This window comes from Gammaproteobacteria bacterium, assembly GCA_024235095.1.
Taxonomy (GTDB): Bacteria; Pseudomonadota; Gammaproteobacteria; order Competibacterales; family Competibacteraceae; genus UBA2383.
The window spans coordinates 1,870,872-1,889,965 of the sequence record JACKNC010000001.1; the positions used below are offsets into that span (position 1 = coordinate 1,870,872).

The window sequence follows — 19,094 nt, forward strand, 5'->3', positions numbered from 1 at the left end:
TCCTGTTAAACGAATGGGATCTTGGAAACGGTTATGATAAATAAAATAAAACTAGCTTTCAATGCGATCATTTTGTTGCTAATCAGCTTTACTTTTAGCAGCTATTTTGCGTTAACAGCATTAAGCAGACTATACGCCAAGACCCTAAATGCATCGGACTTGTCAACGGCACCGGACGCAGGGCTAGCATCGCTTGCAATTGATACATTTATCGATCAACAACTTCATGTTGCGTTGCTAGTGCTATCAGGCAGCAGCTTAGTGCTGCTGGCAATGGTCGCTTGGCGGGCGTCGCCGACGCCAGCACAGTGGACGTTCAGCAATGTGGGGTGGTCATTGTTTTTGGTCAATAGCTTGGCACAGCTACTGGCTATGGGCCTGTACATTAGTAATTTTGTCGGAGTCGCGCCCATAAATTCGATAGTTGCCGCTGATTTGCCGGATGTCGTCATTGAAATCACTGCAACATTGGTGATTGCCTCATTGCTCTTTGTCGAGTTGTTCACGTTAATATTGAAACTGTGGGCAGGGGCAAGCGCTCCTGTTGGTTGCCTGTCTGCAGAAGTTGATCCTGGCAGTATTCGCCCAGTGATATTTTTATTCTTATTTGGCGTTGACTTATCGGCGGCTTTTGTCCCGCTCCACATGAAAAATCTCTATCGACCGCTGTTGGATCTGCCCAAGGATGTGGTGTTGGGTCTGCCGATTTCTGCGATGTTTTTCAGCGTCAGCATCACTATTGTAGTGTCAGGTATTTGGTTGGATCGACGTGGTTGGCATGAACCCTTTCTAGCAGGTCTCGCTCTCACTGCCAGCGCCATGTTTTATGCGTGGTTGGCACCGAGCGCGGCGCATTTTATAATCGCGATGGGCCTAGTTGGTCTCGGCTATGGACTGGTGTTGATGGCCTCGCAAGGCTTTGTGATCGTACATACCGACAATAGAGATAAAGCGCGTGGTTTGGCCTATCTGTTCGCTGGTATGTATGCAGGCAGTATCTGTGGGACGGCGGCCGGCGCGATGCTGGCGGAGCGTATTGGCTACAGCCCGGTCTTTTTACTCAGTGGGGCGCTCGTATTTCTCACCTTGGGCTATACTTTTATAGCTCTGCGCGGGGCGCTCGAAAAAGTTAAACAACACTATAGCTTAGCCGTAAGACCATCCATAGCCCCAGTGACCGCTAAACACTATTGGAATTTTTTAATCAATCGCCATGTGCTAGGCTTGATCCTGTTAAGCAGTCTTCCGTCGGCCATTGCCGTAATCGGTTTGTTGAACTACTTTGGTCCGGTTTATCTGGACCGGTTGGGCGTGTCCCAGTCGATCATTGGTAGCGTGTTGATCCTTTACAGTTTTTGCATGGTTTATCTGGGTCCCTTGGTCAGCCAGTATATTGATGCCTCAAACAACAAGCAATTGTTCGTATTTTTCGGGTGCGTATTGGGTGGTTGCGCGTTTCTTAGCTTCTATTTCTTAACTGGCTTGGTTGCGACAGTGGTGGCTGTGTTGCTACTGGGTCTGTCGAGTTGTTTTGTGCTGGCGTCACAGACCACTTACGCGCTGACATTGGATGTCACTCAACAGCTTGGTCAAGGGCGGGCTATCGGAATATTTCGCGCCTCCAGCCGTATTGGCCAGATGGTGGGGCCGATTCTGTTTGGCTGGTTGATCGCCACCACTGATATCAACCAGGGTCTTACTTATTTTGGCATTGCGTATCTGGCTACCGCAGTGTTATTTGCTCTTTTAACTAGTGATCGACTTATTTGCAAAAATAAGGTGGTCTATGAATCAAGCCCATCTAGTTGACATATTTTATTCCAGTTTTGCCGAGCAGGCCTTGGCGCTGGTTAGTGCGCGATCCCCTGTTGTCAAACGAACTCTCGATCGCTTTGGACCGGTTGGTTTGGCTAATTATCTTCGCCAGTCGCTCTCGATATGCGAACCTCCTCTACAACCGCGTAACGATCTGTTGGAGATTGTTTATCGGTATACGGCGCCGTTGTTAGGCGAAACTATTGCCGAAAAAGCAGCGCAAGAATTGCAAGCTTTACCAGCGGTACTGACGGCTAACCACCATGGCGTCGATTTTTTGGCGCAATCGGTGCAAAGTAGTTTGCTGTTTTCGCTCAGGGAAGTGGGTGGTAAGCCGGCGACCACGGTGCCGGTCTTCGCTTGTGGCAATGTGCCGCTCAACAATCCAACCTTCCCGAGAGGTTTATTGCTGTACCACGCTGACCGAGGGGTTGCAAAATTTACGCTGCCTATAAAATTGCCGGTTTTTCTTGATCGTCATAAAAGACAGTTGGTTAGCGTCGTTGAGGCCTATGACGCCGCCATGCTCTTGCGCGCAGAGCAGCGCCTTGCGACAATGGCGCGGACGAAGCAAATCCCTTTTAATTTGGCGGCGGCGGCTGAGAAAATTCTCGGTGAGGATTATCGGAATAGCTTAGCATCGGGGTTAAAGAGCTATTCGCAACAGGCAGTGATATTGAATAACCTTATCTGGAAACGTTGTTTTCGCGAGCCGGAACAAGCTCCCGAGATGGTCTTTCTGGAATTGGAGAAAATCGCCAGTCAGCTGTTGCAAGTGGATTTGCATGATGAAAACAGTTTGATATGGCAGGTTATGTTTAACCCAACGCTCAGAGATGAGGTACTCAGTCGGCTTGATGGCGCTAAAGCATGTTGGGATCGAAATAGACTAACTAAGCGTATGCGCCAAGGCCCGAGTGATAAGAAATCCGATCCCGGCAGCTGTGGTACGACCTTTTTTTGGGCGGTCGATAATACCGGTCGGCGAGTGCCATTGATGTTAACGAGTAGCACCGACCATCAGGTAATGTTGCAGGGACGGGATGATCGAAGCGAACTCTGGGCATTTTCATTCAACCCTAAAGACATTAATCGAAACCTCCAAGTAGGAAAGTTGTTGCCATCGTTGTTTACCTGTTATTCGATTATTGGTTTCGCCCGTGGAATCAGTTGCTGTGGAGGGTATTTTCAGGCCGATTATTTATCCAACATTCAGAGTGCGCTGGTAGGCGCTTTCAGTGAAATAATGGGTGAGACCAGATTTGTTGAGTATGTGAATCGAGTTCCAACCAGTATTTATTTGTCGGGCATGCAGGGAGTGATGCATAGTTTAGACAGCGATTTCTTGCTACCGGCTGGGCCGATAGAAATAATCGCGAGCGGAGGACTATCACCTAATCAAATTGAACAAATGCGCTCATTAACTGTGAGAGACGCTCACTTGGGTGGATTAACGGAAACGCTACCAGACTTTTTTCCTCACTATAACCTTCCAGATAACTGGCAGCTATTAGTGGCGGAAGAATGTAATCATTTTCTGAAAAACCGAACTCTAGCTATCTAATGGCTTTTTCGGGGAAATCAAACTTATGTCGAGAGAAAAGCCTTATTCAAGCATTGTTGCTCACTACGAAGATTGCCTAAGTCGTTTTGGTGATACTCACTTAGGTGTAGACTGGCAAAATGCGGATGATGCATACAAGCGTTATCAAATCATGCTTGATATAATTAAACCTGAAGCCAGTAAAATTACACTTCTCGATTTTGGCTGTGGTACGGCTGGTTTACTTGATTATATAAATGAAAAAAAGATTCTCTATATTGATTATAGTGGTTTGGAGATATCTACAGAATTTTTTAATGTTAGCAAAAAAAAGTATCCTAACAATACTTTTTTTAATATGGATATTCTAGATAAGGATGCTTTATTGCCCTGTTTCGACTATATTATCATGAATGGGGTATTTACCGAAAAAATTGATTTATCACATAACATTATGTTTTCATATTTTTGCTCTATGATAGAGACGATTTATCCTCATTGCAGAAAAGGGATAGCATTCAACTTAAGATCCAAACAGGTTATGGCTGAGGATCAAGATTTGTTTCATTTATCTCTTGATGAACTAGCATGGTTTTTAGTCGAAAAATTTGGTCGGAATTTTATTATTAGAAACGATTACGGGCTTGAAGAGTATGCCGTATATATCTGTAAAGAACCCTAATGTTTCATATGTACAAAGATAATGTAGATTTAACTTAGGATTCGCAAACCAAAGCAAACACGATTTTAAAAAATTTTTAACTTACTTTTCTGAGGAGAGAATTAATGAAAAATTTTTCCAAATTTTTGTTGGTATTAATTATCTATGTCCATCTATTTGGTATGAATGTTCTAACAGCGGAAGCAGCCTTACCCGTTTCTAAAGTTGTAGATGAATCTTCTTTTAGCTTAGCGCCGACTACTAATAAAGGGAAAAAATGGCGGATAGCTTATTATGAGGGCGGCCCTTATACAGATTACCAGCAGGTTTTTACCGAGACTGTGCGTGGGTTGATGCAACTAGGTTGGATAGAAATAGCAGAGCTACCAAAGCAGACTGGCGAGGAAAACATCATCCTTTGGAATTGGTTAGCTACCAAGGCAAAAAGTAAATATCTTGAATTTCCAAAAGATGCTTATTATACAGGTAACTGGATAAGCAAACAGAGGGCAGAAAGCGTTACTCGCTTAATGAAGCGTCTTACCCAAACTAAAGATATCGATTTACTGATTGCTGTAGGCACACAAGCCGGACAGGATTTTGCCAATGATAAACATAGAACTCCAACTTTGGTGCTAACTGCTAGTGACCCAGTCTCTGCGGGGATTATCAAAAGCATTGAAGACTCTGGTTTTGAGCATGTGCACGCAACTATTGATCCTAAACGATACGAACGCCAAATCAGAGTTTTTCACGAAATCATCAATTTCAATAAACTTGGGATGATTTATGAAGATTCAATCAATGGCAGAAGCTTTTCAGCTATTGACCAAGTTGAAAAAATTGCTAATGAACGTAATTTTGAAATTGTCAAATGTTTTAGTTTTGACGAAAGCATAGATGATCAAGAGGCTCGAGAAAAGAGCGTTATCAAATGTTTTAATGACTTGGCTTCAAAGGTGGATGCCATCTACATTACTCAGCAAAGTGGTGTAAATAGTAATACCATCCCTAAGATGGTGGAAATTGCTAATCAGCATCATATTCCAACGTTCTCACAAGCAGGCTCTGCTGAAGTGAAATGGGGATTCTTACTTAGTCTTTCGCAGGCAGGATTTAGGTATGTAGGTGAGTTTCAAGCGAAAGTTATCGCTAAGGTTCTTAATGGCGCAAAGCCAAATCAATTAAGCCAGCTGTTCGAAGAACCTCCTAAAATTGCTATTAATTTAAGGACAGCAGAAATCATTGGTTTTGATCCACCTATTGTAATGTTAGGAGCTGCTGATGAAATTTTCAATACAATTGAAAGCCCATAATTTTTTGGCTTGGCTCTTCGAGGGTTTCTATGGAATTTTTGCATCTAGGCTGGGTTAATAGTTGCTCTTCGAGTTAGCTGGCTCCATCATAGAACCCTTGAAGAATCATTTTTTAACAAAGCGCTAATGTTGCGAGAAGGTGATTACAATGAATTACATTAAGGGAATTTTGCTAATTTTCATTTTGAATTTTTCTGTAATAACTTTTAACCTAGCTTGGTCGTTGGAATCAACCCAAGATAATTATAGCTATCAGCCCTTACTAGCTAAGGGAGGGAAGAAATGGCGCATAGGATACTATCAGGGAGGAGATTCTAATGCTTATTACCCGTATCTAGTTGCTACAATCAAAGGTCTGGTTGATTTAGGTTGGATTCCTACCTTACAACTACCCTTAGACGATGAGAAGAAAGATACAAAAATTCTTTGGGACTGGCTGACCAAAAATGCCAAAAGCAAATATATCGAGTTCGTTGCTGATGGTTACTATAATGCTAACTGGGATAGTAATATGAGATCAGTGATCAAAAAAACCATTATTAGTCGCCTGAATACCAAGAAAGACATTGATTTAATGATTGCCATGGGTACTTGGGCAGGTCAAGATCTATCGAATAATCAACATCAAACACCAGTCATGGTAATGTCTGCGACCGATCCAGTCAGAGCAGGTATTATTACAAGCGATAGTGACTCAGGCTATGATCATGTGTTTGCACGTGTCGATCCTGGTCGTTGGGAACGTCAGATCCGAATTTTTCATAAGATCATCGGCTTTAAGAAATTAGGTATCGCTTATGAAAATACTCCTGTTGGTCGCACCTACGCATCCATCGATATGATCGAGAATGTTGCCAACGAAAAAGGATTTCAGATTACTAGATGTTTTACCAAGGACGATATCCCTGATGTTGAGGTAGCTGGAAAGAGTGTAATCAAATGCTTTGAGGAGCTTGCCCCTCAAGTTGATGCTCTCTATGTGGTCATACAGAATGGCGTTAACGCTAATACCATCCCAAAGTTGATATCCATTGCTAACAAGCATCGCATCCCGACTTTTTCCCAACAAGGCTCGGAAGAAGTAAAAGCTGGTTTTTTAATGAGCATCGCTCGGCAAGGAGGCTTCGCACCCGTTGGCCGATTCTTGGCGGTTTCCATGGCGAAAATTTTCAACGGCGCCAAACCAAGGCAACTCAAACAAGTGTTCGAGGAAGGACCTGCCATCGCTCTTAACCTGAAAACAGCCGAGATAATCGGGCTATATCTGAATGCTGAAATACTGGCTGGCGCTGACGAAATGTACCAAGAATAGAATGATTTTTGAGAGATTACACCATAAAGAAGCCTTACCGCAGGCAGACGGCAGGGCCTTTTAAAAAGACCCAAAAATCTCAATCGATCTGGGATAAGGGGGCATCGCATTGAGCAGCTGGCACCTCAAAGGATTTATTCCTCCCCGCTGCAAAAGTGGTGGAGGAATTCTCTGAAGACTTTTTTCATGAAGCATTAAGTAAGCATTTACCTCCCTCCTTGGCAAAGGGAGACTGAACGGTTACATATTCTGCGCCCCCTGAATTTGATTTTTCCCTGATTTCTTGGCGCGGTACATCATAAAGTCAGCTTTCTCTATTAGATCATCAGCATTAGTTGCATCTAACGGGCAGAAAGCTATACCAATACTGATAGTGATACTCCCTAATGAGGAATTACTATCAACAACTCCTTTGAAAACATGTTGTTCTATTGACTTTCTGATATCCTCTGCAACATTATAAACTCTTTTAATACCAGCATAGGGAAATACGATAGCGAATTCTTCCCCGCCATAACGCACTGGAAAATCTATTTCACTGATATGGGTTTTAATTATTTGAGCAATCTCTTGCAGAACGCTATCGCCAAACGAATGGCCAAAATTATCGTTGTACTTCTTGAAATTATCCAAATCACCAATTATCAACCCCACCATATACTGACTAGCGACTGCTCGCTTAACTTCTGCGCTGATATAACGTTTGAAATAAGATTGATTATATAGCTTGGTTAGTCCATCAATAATTGCCAAATCAAGCACCTTATCTCGATGCGAACGCAAGCCATCGAGATACGCCTTTTTCTTCAGCAAAGCATTTATTCTTAGTCGAAGCTCGCGTTTATCAATAGGTTTCACCAGGAATTCATCAACTCCTTCCTCCAGCCCCCTAACCTTACTTTCTAAATCAGAAAGGCTTGTAATCATTACAATTTGTATATCAGAGGTGTGAGCATTATTTTTCAGGTATTGACAGACTTTATAACCATCCATTCCTGGCAGCATTAAATCCAATAAGATTAGATCGATTTTCTCATTTACTACGACATCAATAGCTTCCTCGCCAGCTGCTACTTGTATTAAATTGTAGGGTTCATTAATGAGCATCTGTTTCATGATCACTGTATCTTTAGGATTATCCTCTACAAGCAATACAGATTGCGCATAATTTCTAATCGATACTTTATTGAGTGAGGGTATACTTAGTGGATCTTCTGTTTGTCTCCGTACTCGCATCTGATCCCGGTATTGCTTAAGTCTTAACATGGACTTTACTCTCGAAACTATTTCAAATTTATTAATCGGTTTGGTAATAAATTCATCAGCTCCAGCATCAAGCCCACGTTTTTTATCTTCTTCACTGTTTAGCGCTGTAATCAAAATTATTGGCAAATCCTTTGTGTCTATATTTCCTTTAATAATCTTTGTCACTTCATAACCATCTATTTCTGGCATCATAATATCAAGCAAAATTAAATCAACTTTATTGTTATTAATTATTTCAAGCGCTTCTTTCCCATTATAAGCGGTTAAAATATCAAATTGTTCTACAGTACTCAGTATGGCGCAGATTAGCTTAACATTTCCAGGTTCATCGTCAACAATCATTACTCTAGATTTATACCCGCATACAACTTCTTTAGCAGAGATATGCTCAACAGGTATAGATTTCTGGTTTCCTTCAACATTAGGATCAATGAAAAGGAGTATTTCACTCAAAAAAGTCCGGGTGTTAATCGGCTTGGTAATATATCCGTCACAGCCTGCATCCATAGCCTTTTTATCATCACCGACCATGGCGTGTGAAGTAAGCGCTACTATAGGAATATGGTTGATCTGGATATCCTTATCCTGTTTAAGCAGACGGGTCGCTTGCAAGCCATCCATATTAGGGAGCTGTATATCCATCAAAATCAAATTAGGTTTATGTATTTTCGCCAATTGAATGCCATCTTCAGCATTATTTGCCTCAATAATATGAAAGTTGGCCTTATTAAGTAGACTCCTGAAAAGCTTCATATTTATTTGATTATCTTCGACGACTAAGACAATTGGGCTCATACAGCCTCCGGGCCATCATTAAAGCAATGTTTATTGCCATTAAATTCTAGATTAGCTACTCTTAATGTAGAATCAGGTTGTAGCTGATCTGTTGCATCTTGGTGGTAGTAGTAGGGAATGAAAAAGCTGAAAATACTTCCCTTATCTTTCCCATCGCTTTCAACGGTAATTACACCGCCATGCAATTCCACCAACTTCCTAGTTAAGGTCAAACCCAAACCGGTGCCTTGATATTTCCTGCTTGCTGAACCATCCGCTTGTACAAACGGCGAAAATATACGCTCTTGATCCTCCACTGCAATGCCAATTCCCGTATCAGCTACTGAAAACTCTAGAAATTGGCCATTGAACCCAATATTTTTATCTCGCTCATTCTTGGCAATTATGTTTGTTATCTGTTGCGAATCCAACGTAAGGAGTCTCTTTCCAGCATTAATTTGAAACTGGTTATTATTAAGAACAGATAACTTTAATAATCTTGCAGATATACAAATCTTGCCTTTTTCAGGAGTAAATTTAGCTGCATTTGAAATTAAGTTGTAAAAAATCTGCTTTAACTTGCGTTCGTCAGCGTAGATGCTCAAAGGTAGCTTATCAATTTCTTTTCTCAATTCTATTCCATGCTTCATGATCTTTTCCTTAACCATTGTTAAGCTCCTTTCAAGGATTGGTTCAGGATCGATCGTAGACAGCTGTAATTCCATTTTACCTGCTTCGACTTTGGATAGATCCAATATATCATTGATTAAAGACAGCAAATGACGGCTGCTCGTAAGGACATCATTCAAATACTCTTCTTGCAATTCATTCAATTCACCAAAGCTTTTATCTACGATCAATTCTGTGAATCCGATAATGTGATTTAAAGGCGTACGCAGCTCGTGACTCATATTTGCTAAAAACTCGCTCTTCGATCTATTCGCTTCTTCCGCAGCCTCTCTCTCCAAACGTTCTTTAGCGGCATTCGATTCAATCGCATTTTTCATGTTCTTCCTTAATTCCATTTCCATAAATATAAAGGATTCAGCTAGTCGGCCGACCTCATCATTATATTTAGTAACTAAACCTTTAACCAATTCGCTAGATGGTCTTAATTCAATTGTAAAATCTTGATTCGGTAATGTTTTTGCGTAAGAGGTTAAGGCATTAATTGGACTTGATATCTTAGAAACAATCACTAGGCTAAGAAGAAGGCCGCCTAAGAAGATGCAAGCAATGATGATACTCTGACGAGTTAATAAAACCTGCGTCGGCTCTTGAATTTCTTGCAAAGGAACCACAACAACAATATACCAATCAAAGGCTTTGAAGTAACTCACAAAACCTTCCATTATTTCATTTTTCCCAGCAAATGGATCAGCATAGCGAATGTACTCACTATTTGAATTGGCGGTTGTCATTAAATCATCAAATAAATTATTCCCAGTATTTTTATTAATCATTTTCTGTTGCCACTCAAAACTATTTTCTTGGTAAGTTGGAGGCGGAATCAACATTTTTTTATCGCCATCAAATAAGAATACATAGGCGGTCCTCCCGATTTTAATATCTGAAAAAGTTTTTTTCAGTATTTCAATAATTTTTTCTAATTTTTTTCGACTTTCCGCTTCGATATCGTCAAAACTAATCATGGTTCCAAATGTCCACTTCCATTGTTTTATTGGAACAAAATATCCGATTTTTTTGCTATCAACAATATCATCTTTGTTATTAAGGTCATTTTTCCAATAAAACACCGCCGATTGACCATCATCTTTAAGAACATCATAACTCGAAATTTCAAATAAAGACCGGCCCTTCATCTCTCGAATGTTACTAATAGAGAAATTTACAAACTCAGGTCTAGTATGGCTTAATATAATTCCCTTTTCATCGAAAATCATAAATTCCTCTGGACCCAAATGCAATTTACTCACCCATTCTAGTACAGATTGCTGTGCTTTCTCTCTATCCAGCGTTCCCTGGCGAGTCAAATTAATTTTCTCATCAATAGATGATTTTATAATAACCGATAAGTACTTTAATTCTTTATATAACCTTGCCAATATTTCGATCTTGTCAGATAGTAGCCTGCTATATCCGGCCGATATATTTAGCTCAACCAATGTAAGAACGATATCGGCAGAATTTACTTGAATTTTAAGAATAGCTTTACCTGCATCTTGATAAGTGTAATACATAATAGCGATAGAAGTTACAATCATTATTGATGAAATCAAATAAACGACTTTCTTTCGCAATGAGTTAAAAATAAGCATATTTGCGTTTCCAATAAGAAGGGTCTATTAAGTATGGATTTAAATAGAAAACTTCATTAATTTCAGATTAATTGATCATCGTACAAGCAAACTTTGTTTTTTCCAGTTTTTTTTGCCTGATATAATACCTGATCAGCTTTATTGATTAAATCGATGGGCGATTTTGAGCTATATGGATAATCAGCGATCCCTACACTGACAGTTAATTTATCAATACTGTTGAGTAGTTTTGAGGGTAATGATAAATCTGATAATGCAGACTGAATTCTCTGTGCGATTATCGATGCATACAGCTTTTCAGTATTTAGTAGCAATATAATAAATTCTTCGCCACCATATCGCGCCGCCACGTCAACCTCACGAATATTATTTGAAATAACTTTTCCCACATCACGCAGAATGGCGTCTCCTTCCAGATGTCCAACACCGTCATTAATAATTTTAAAGTTATCTACATCAATCATCATAACGGACAGGCACATCTTAGTACGCTTTACCTTTTTAATCTCAAGATCCAAGCATTTCATAAAATAATTCCTCTTATATAAACCTGTTAGACCATCTCTTGTAGCATAATCAAATGCGATCATATATTCTGTTAATAATTTATCTGTTTTGATTTTCCTTTTTAATAAAAATTTAAATTTCATATTGAATACTTTAGGATTAATAGGCTTGAAGAAAAATTCATCAACTTCGTGCTCAAGACATATTACTCTATAATTATAATCATGAGTAGCAGAAACAAATATTACAGGCACCTGTTTATAGATATCTATCCTTTTAATCCTCTTAAACGCATCTAAGGCGTTCATGTCAGGCAATAGAGTATCAAATATTATTAAATCGAAATTAGAATCTAGCGCCATGGTAATAGATTTTTCACCTGTATCCACTAAATAAAAAGATAAATCATCATCGTATTCAAAAATATCCATTATTGCTTTTGCGTTTTTAGAATTATTGTCAACGAGTAACACCTTAAACAGTGGCGCTTTACTGTCATACAGGTCTTCATTAGTTTGCGAATTATTGGAAAAATCAAATAAAGTTTCTTTTCTAATCTTGAGTTGCTCTTGATACATTTTTAAACTAAACACTGACTTAATACGGGCAATCAATTCTATGCTATCAAAAGGCTTATTTAATAATTCATCTACACCCGCATGGATAGTTTTTTCTGAAATTTCTGAGTTAAGGTTTTCAGTAACTACTATGATCGATAAACTTTTGTCAATAGCAAGATCCCTTATAGCACTAATAACCCCAAAACCTTCATCAAAAATAATTTTTTCATCTAAAATGATAATATCTGGTATGCATTTTTTAAAACTTTCCAATATCTCAATAAAACCAACAGCAGTTTGAACAAGACAATCTTCATTATTAAGAAGATCAAGTACTGAGTTATCGTTAGATATGTCTTTATCGACAATCATTACTGTAGGATAGTAACAACTATCTCTAGTTTTCATTGTATCAGCGCCACTGTGTCAACTTGAAACAACCTCAAATAATGCTTTAGCAACTCTGGCATCCAATTTACCAGATACTGCTTCATCGTTTATTATGCTCAACGCTTTTTCATTATCCATTCCCTTTCGATAGGGCCTATCTGTAACCAAGGCATCATATAAATCTACGACAGCAACAATACGCGCAATTTCTGGAATAAGATCTCCTTTTATGCCATCCGGGTAACCGCTTCCATCAAGTCTTTCATGGTGATGAAGAATACCTTCCAAAGCAAGGCCTAAATTATTATTTAGAGGTAAGCATATTTTATATCCTATGGTAGGATGTTTTTTAATTATTTCCCATTCGTTATCATTTAGTTTTCCATTTTTATTTAGCACGATATCAGGAATACCAATTTTACCAACATCATGTAAAATTCCGGCAAACCATAACGCCTCGATTTCTTTATCAGATAGCCCAAATTTTTTTCCGATAGCAACCGAAAAATTGGCCACTCGTTCCACATGACCCTGGGTATAGCTATCCTTGGCTTCTACAGCAGTCGCAATGGATATTAGAATATTTTTGACATCAGCTAGATTTTTGTTTAGATTATTAAACTTTATTAATGATTTAACTCTTGCCAAAAGTTCCACTTTATTAGGCGGCTTAGTAATAAAATCATCGGCGCCAGCTTCAATTCCCTTAATTTTTGAAGGAGCATCATCTAAAGCCGTGATCAAAATAATAGGAATTAAGCGGGTTTTTTCATTCGTCTTTAAACGCTGACAAACTTCATAACCATCGATGCCAGGCATCATTACATCGAGCAGAATTAAATCGATACTATGCTTTTCTACACAATGCAAAGCATCGCTACCATTATCGGCTAGAATGATCTGATATCCTTCAGTAGCTAACATTGCCTGGAAAACCTTTAAATTGATTAGGTTGTCATCTACAACCAGTACATTCGATAGGATGCTTTGATTTTTTTTAGATGAAATTGTTTTATTATCAAAATAATAAACGATATTACCGCCTTTAATTTTAGCTTCGCTTAAGGTCTTGTGTGCTTTAGAAATTAAAGAAGGTCTTGATTTTCCATCGTTCGGATAATTAACCACTCCTATGCTGACAGTTAATTTTTCATCAGTCGCCTCATAGATTGCCTTTCTAGTTCGTTCGCTTATCTTGAGTCCATCGGCAATATTTGTCTCAGTAAAGATAATGACAAACTGATCTCCAGCATATCGCGCTACAATATCCGCCTTGCGTATGCTGATTTCGATCGCTTCCGCAATTCTTTTAAGTATTAAATCTCCCTGAGCATAACCATTTTTTTCATTATAGAATGAAAATCGGTCAGCATCGATCAAAGCCAAACAGAATTCCTTGCCATATCTTTCCGATCGCTTAATCTCGTAGTCAACAGCAATTTGAAATAAACTATGGCCGTACAGATTAGTAACACCGTCCTTATAGTCAAGGGCAAGCTCATTTTTTACATCAAGTTCTTGCAAAGTATTCATCATAAGTAAAATGATCGTATAATTGGTTCTTCAAGGGTTCTTGTGGAGCCAAGCAAAGCGGATCAGCATTCATTGTTTGAAGTTGGCAAAATCACCAAAACTATACCTCATACATCCCACTACTTTGATCGAATCATTATAGTCTAGCAGTCTGATAAATCTACATTCTGAGCCAACTACCCCGGCCTTTCAGGCGATCCTACCAGGGAAGAGGAGGAATCCAGAATGTAGGGATAGCAATGAACAGGACAATAATACCGGTTCTTCAAGGGTTTCTGTGAAATGTGAATTTCTTAGCCATGATCAGCACGCCAAGCCGACACCGTCTTTTTCAAGATCAACGGGTTGGAGCCACGAGCCGCACCTGAATCGGTTTGCTCCACAAGAACCCTCGAAGAACCTTTAATTATTTGGCTATGCTCCATCTGGTCTATGCATTCATTATCTCTGGGAAACTCGCAGCAACTTGAGAGGGCAAAGTATGTGTCGGATATCCTCTAAATCCAAGCGTTTTTGATCACACATCGGTTTTTGAAGATTCCTTAACTCCTTAATTCCGCATCAACGTCTCGATCTCATCAATCTCTTTCGGCGCGGCAGCAGTCAGTACTTCAGGTTCCCCTTCCGTCACCAGCACGTCATCCTCAATGCGCACACCAATGCGCTGCCAGCGTTCGTCGACATCGGTTTCCAGATGAATACCGAGTTGCGCCCAGCCCTCATCGACCGTTTTTGTGCCAGCGGGAATATACAACCCCGGTTCAATCGTGGTGACCATACCCGACGCAAAAACCTGCCAATCCTCACCAGTTTTATAGCTGCCGACGTCATGTACGTCCATGCCCAACCAATGACTGGTGCGATGCATATAAAACAGCTTGTATTGCTCCGCCTTGACCACTTCCTCGACATCACCCCGCAACAACCCCAACGCAATCAGACCCTCGGTCAGAACGCGGATCGCCGCATCATGTGGTTCATTGAAATGACCACCAGGTCGCACCTTGTCAATCGCAGCCTTCTGCGCGGCCAGCACCAGTTCATAAATCACCCGTTGCTCCCCGGAAAAGCGTCCATTAACAGGGAAGGTGCGCGTAATGTCGGACGCATAGCCGTCCAGTTCCGCGCCGGCATCGATCAATAGCACATCGCCATCCCGCAATTCCGCATTATTCTCAGTGTAATGCAAGATACAACTGTTATCGCCGCCGGCGACGATGGGAGGATAGGACCAACCGGCTCCATTACGCAGGAAAGTATGGAAAAATTCCGCCTCGATTTCATACTCCATCATGCCAGGCCGACAGATCTGCATCGCCTGGCAATGCGCGTCGCAGGCGATCCGCGCTGATTCGCGCATCACCGCGATTTCTTCCGCCTGCTTGCAACGCCGCAGGGGATGCAGCAAATGCTCGAGAGCGATGAAGGTCACCGGCGCCTGCACGCCGGTGCGGGTTTTGGCGCGAGTCTGATTGATCCAGCTCATCACTTGCTCATCAAACTCCGGACGGTAACCAATGGCGTAATACACTCGCTCGCGGTTCTCCAAGAGTGGCAACAGGATTTTGTCCAGCTGCGCAATCGAATATGCGTTATCCGCACCATAGCGTTCTCTGGCGCCCCGAGGACCAGCGCGGCGGCCATGCCAGATTTCCATGTGCGGATCGCGATCACGACAGAATAGCAAGAATTCCTGTTCTGCGCCCGGAATCAACGCGGCGATCGCTTCGGGTTCCGGAAAACCGGTGAGATAGTAGAAATCGCTGTCCTGGCGATAGGGATAATAAACATCGCGATTGCGCGGCGCTTCTGCTGCTGCAGGTAATAGCGCAACCGAATTTGGCCCCATCAGATCCATCAACGCGCGGCGACGACGGGCAAACACGGCAGCGGGAATAGTACGAGCAAACATGGACATGGAAGTTTCAGGTTTTAAGTTTAAAGTTTTTGGGTAACCCTTCACTCCCCTCGCCTGCTTACGGGGAGAGCGGTTGTGGGTGAGTACGGTGCATTAGGTATTTCAATGTGGACGGGAAGAATCCATTGCCTATTGGCGGTCCTGCTGAAGCAGCATCAATCCAACCCGCAAGTATTCGACCACTTCCGCATAAGCGTTTTCATCGGTTTCGTTACCTTTATCGGTATCGAAACCGATTTTAGCAATATCCGCGACATCTTTGAGAAATTCCGCACTTTCTGCGCCTAACCGGTCGCTCCAACCACTCTCGCCGAGACCCAGTCCATAGAGCAGCCCCTGGCACCAGCTTCCCAATGCGCGTACCCGTTCGGACAAAGGCGTATCATCGTCCGGCAGCAGCAGGGTCACAGGCTCATCCAGGTTACCGATTTGGCTGGCATTCTCATCAAATAGTTGCAAGATTAGCTCATCCAGGGCATGGGAATATCCGCTGTCCTCAACCAGCGCTTCTCGTGCCTTATGTATCCATTGATCACGGTCCAGACTGGCGTCTGTACATAACAAACCGCAGAGCAGTCCATGCAATTCAGCAGGGTCGATCGGTTTTAGCAACGGGCTTAGCATCTCGAATCGGGACGCATTTTGATCGGACATAGCGAGACTCCAGGGCCAGCAGTGGAACACGGCATTATGTATCCTACCATTGCTAGATCAGGTTCCAAAACACTCCGGATCTTACCACCTATCAGTTCTGAGTTAGACTAGGATTATGAGTTTAACGAACATCATGAGGGGATCATGGGAACGATTCGGCAGTTGGCAACAGAAATCGAAGCGGGGTTGAGAGCTGCCCACCCGACGCTACGCAAGACGGTACGCGCCAAGCTAGCTTTAGCGGTGGGCGCCATCCTGGAAGCCCAGACCCCGAATACGGTGGAACTCGCCAATCTCCTACCCTTGGAGACCGAACGGCAAGATATGCGCGAGCAGTGGCTGCGGCGGTTGTTGAAGAATCCGTTGCTGTCGAGTACGGAAGTGCTGGAACCGTGGGCGCGCCAAACCTTGGCGGCGACGGGCCAGCAGGGACAAACGATTATTTTGAGTCTGGATCAAACCGATTTGGGGGATCGTTTTGCGATTTTGATGGTGAGCCTTGGGATCGGCGATCGGGCCTTACCCCTTGCTTGGCGGGTGGAAGCCGGCCCGGCCAATCTGGGTTTTGCGGCCCAGAAAGCGGTATTAGAACAAGTTCGAGCGTGGCTCCCGGCGGGAGCCGAGGTGCTGCTTTCGGCGGATCGCTTTTATCCCTCGGTGGATTTATTCGCGTGGCTTCACGCGCAGTCCGGTTGGCATTATCGGTTACGATTGAAAGGCAATCTCAATGTGGATCCAGGGTTTGGAGACATGACCACGACCGGGGTGCTTGCCACAGGGCAAACCGAGCGCTATCTGCCCAATGTGCGGTTATTCAATCAAGGGGTCGCGACGAATCTGGCGATTTGGCATGAGGGGGCCCACCCGGAACCCTGGATCATCGCCATGAATGACCCGCCGAATCGGGCGACCGTGCGGGATTACGCAAGTCGCTGGGGCATTGAGCCGATGTTCTCCGATTTCAAAAGTCGCGGTTTTCAATTAGAAGACACGCAGTTACAGGCCGCTGATCGGCTCGATCGGTTGCTGCTGATCATGGCCTTGGCCATGTACTGGTGCGTGCGCGTCGGTCAAGAGGAGGCCCACGATCACCCCACGCCCCTGGAAAAAAGACGCAAGAACAGACCGATCCTCACCATTGGACCTTTCGAAAACTCGCCCGTAGCGCCGTTTCCTGGTTCACCCGGGGTCTGCGCGCAATCCACCGGAAGCTACAAATGCAACAACCTTTACCTTCCTTCTATCGAGTTTGCCCCGTGATGAGAAACTGATAGGTGGTAAGCACTCCGGATTGACCCAACGGGAATAATCGCCTGTAGGCTTGCCAACGATTATCCCTACATTATCAACGAACTGAGCGTTAATCAAATTGTCTAATAACTATAGAAGACCTCTTTAGAGACTCTAAATTTATAGAGGAGGTGCGGCAATGAACGCGGAATGGATGTTTGATGCACGTAAAATACCGGATGAAGTGATGAATTACATCCGGCGTATTGCGGTTCGCGCGGTCGAAGAGAAGCATTATGGTCCGGAGCTTGTTGCTGATTTTTTGGGTATCGACCGAACGAGTATTTATGATTGGCTTCGCAACTATCGTTATGAAGGAGAAGAAGCCCTGGATACCCGGAAAGCGCTCGGCGCCACGTGTGTGATGACTCCGGATATTGATCGATGGTTAAAAGAAACGATACTCAATACGACGCCGGCGGATCATGGCTATGATACGGTTTTATGGACTTTAGAGATCATGGTTAATTTATTGAAAGAGTACTTTGGTTTATGGGTATCGGATGCCACGGTTCGTCTGCATTTACATCAATTAGGACTGAGTTGTCAAAAACCTTGTTATCATGCCTTAAACCAGGATCAGGAGGAAGTTAAAAAGTTTATTAATGAAGAATTTAAAGAGATTCAGAAGCGGGCTCAAGAACTTGGAGCGGATATTGCGTTTCAGGATGAGTCATGGGTTCAAGGCCATACGCGTTCTGGACGGACGTGGGGCTTAGTCGGTCATCCGCCTGAAATTAAAGTGAGTGATGACCGGGGTGGGTTTCACATTTTATCGATGGTTACGGCGACGGGCGAGTTAATATTTGAAGTGACCACTCAAAAATGAGTGAGTGGGGTTTTCATTGCCTTTTTAGAGAAGGCATTAGAGGGTCGAGAGCGCCCATTAATTGTCATCACGGACAATGCGTCTTATCATACCTCGAAAGAAGTCAAAGCCTTTCTTGAGACGCATCGAAAACAAATCCGCTTGTTCTTTCTTCCCCCCCACTCGCCAGAGTTAAATCCGGATGAACAGGTTTGGAATGAGATCAAAAATGATCATCTGGAAAAGGAGCCAATTAAAAACCGGGCTGATTTCAGAGCGCGCGTTTATTCTGCTTTGGAAAAGCTAAAAGAATTTCAGGAAAGGGTCAAATCATTTTTTAGGCTCCCTGATACTCAATACGCTAATCCTGAAAAAGCTCCAGCATGATTTTTGTGGGGATAACTATTAGCAAGACAATGGTAGTCCTGTAGAAAGTAGTGATTAATTTATGGTATGATTTTAGTGGTA

Annotated in this window: 13 protein-coding genes and 1 pseudogene; 8 read left to right on the forward strand and 6 right to left on the reverse strand. The window is 42.4% G+C overall.

The window, feature by feature from the left end; translation table 11 throughout:
* Positions 1–21 precede the first annotated feature (21 nt).
* From H6973_08310 to H6973_08330, 5 genes are all read left to right on the forward strand, one after another.
* Positions 22–1,809: an MFS transporter gene (locus tag H6973_08310; protein MCP5125625.1), complete on the forward strand. Its 1,788-nt coding sequence runs from the start codon at positions 22–24 to the stop codon at positions 1,807–1,809.
* On the forward strand, positions 1,787–3,379 hold the full coding sequence (locus H6973_08315) for a hypothetical protein (GenBank protein MCP5125626.1): 1,593 nt from the start codon (positions 1,787–1,789) through the stop codon (positions 3,377–3,379). The genes H6973_08310 and H6973_08315 overlap by 23 nt, the downstream gene beginning before the upstream one ends.
* Before the next feature lie 25 nt (positions 3,380–3,404).
* Positions 3,405–4,040 carry a class I SAM-dependent methyltransferase gene (locus H6973_08320; GenBank protein MCP5125627.1) on the forward strand — a complete coding sequence of 212 codons (636 nt, stop codon included), beginning with the start codon at positions 3,405–3,407 and terminating at the stop codon, positions 4,038–4,040.
* A 161-nt stretch (positions 4,041–4,201) separates the two neighbouring features.
* Entirely contained in the window at positions 4,202–5,335 is a 1,134-nt protein-coding gene (locus H6973_08325) for an ABC transporter substrate-binding protein (GenBank protein MCP5125628.1), read from the forward strand.
* Positions 5,336–5,483: 148 nt separating this feature from the next.
* Positions 5,484–6,647, forward strand: a complete 1,164-nt coding sequence (locus tag H6973_08330) for an ABC transporter substrate-binding protein (protein MCP5125629.1) — start codon at positions 5,484–5,486, stop codon at positions 6,645–6,647.
* 240 nt (positions 6,648–6,887) lie between these two features.
* Here H6973_08330 and H6973_08335 read toward each other — a convergent pair whose 3' ends face one another.
* The 6 genes from H6973_08335 to H6973_08360 form a co-directional block, all read right to left on the reverse strand.
* Complete coding sequence (locus tag H6973_08335) at positions 6,888–8,708, reverse strand: response regulator (protein MCP5125630.1); 1,821 nt, start codon at positions 8,706–8,708, stop codon at positions 6,888–6,890.
* Positions 8,705–10,966, reverse strand: a complete 2,262-nt coding sequence (locus H6973_08340) for a cache domain-containing protein (GenBank protein ID MCP5125631.1) — start codon at positions 10,964–10,966, stop codon at positions 8,705–8,707. Before H6973_08340 ends, H6973_08335 begins: the two co-directional genes overlap by 4 nt.
* 62 nt (positions 10,967–11,028) lie before the next feature.
* On the reverse strand, positions 11,029–12,441 hold the full coding sequence (locus H6973_08345) for a diguanylate cyclase (protein ID MCP5125632.1): 1,413 nt from the start codon (positions 12,439–12,441) through the stop codon (positions 11,029–11,031).
* A gap of 18 nt (positions 12,442–12,459) precedes the next feature.
* Entirely contained in the window at positions 12,460–13,959 is a 1,500-nt protein-coding gene (locus tag H6973_08350; protein MCP5125633.1) for a diguanylate cyclase, read from the reverse strand.
* Between the two features lie 547 nt (positions 13,960–14,506).
* Positions 14,507–15,868 (reverse strand): aminopeptidase P N-terminal domain-containing protein, encoded by a 1,362-nt coding sequence (locus H6973_08355; GenBank protein MCP5125634.1) that lies wholly within the window; start codon positions 15,866–15,868, stop codon positions 14,507–14,509.
* A gap of 135 nt (positions 15,869–16,003) precedes the next feature.
* Complete coding sequence (locus H6973_08360) at positions 16,004–16,528, reverse strand: UPF0149 family protein (protein ID MCP5125635.1); 525 nt, start codon at positions 16,526–16,528, stop codon at positions 16,004–16,006.
* 144 nt (positions 16,529–16,672) lie between these two features.
* Between H6973_08360 and H6973_08365 the strand changes: the two are divergent.
* From H6973_08365 to H6973_08375, 3 genes and pseudogenes are all read left to right on the forward strand, one after another.
* Positions 16,673–17,710, forward strand: a pseudogene (locus H6973_08365) (IS4 family transposase).
* Between the two features lie 247 nt (positions 17,711–17,957).
* Positions 17,958–18,647: an IS630 family transposase gene (locus H6973_08370; GenBank protein ID MCP5125636.1), complete on the forward strand. Its 690-nt coding sequence runs from the start codon at positions 17,958–17,960 to the stop codon at positions 18,645–18,647.
* On the forward strand, positions 18,648–19,013 hold the full coding sequence (locus H6973_08375) for a transposase (protein ID MCP5125637.1): 366 nt from the start codon (positions 18,648–18,650) through the stop codon (positions 19,011–19,013).
* The last annotated feature ends 81 nt before the right edge of the window (positions 19,014–19,094 follow it).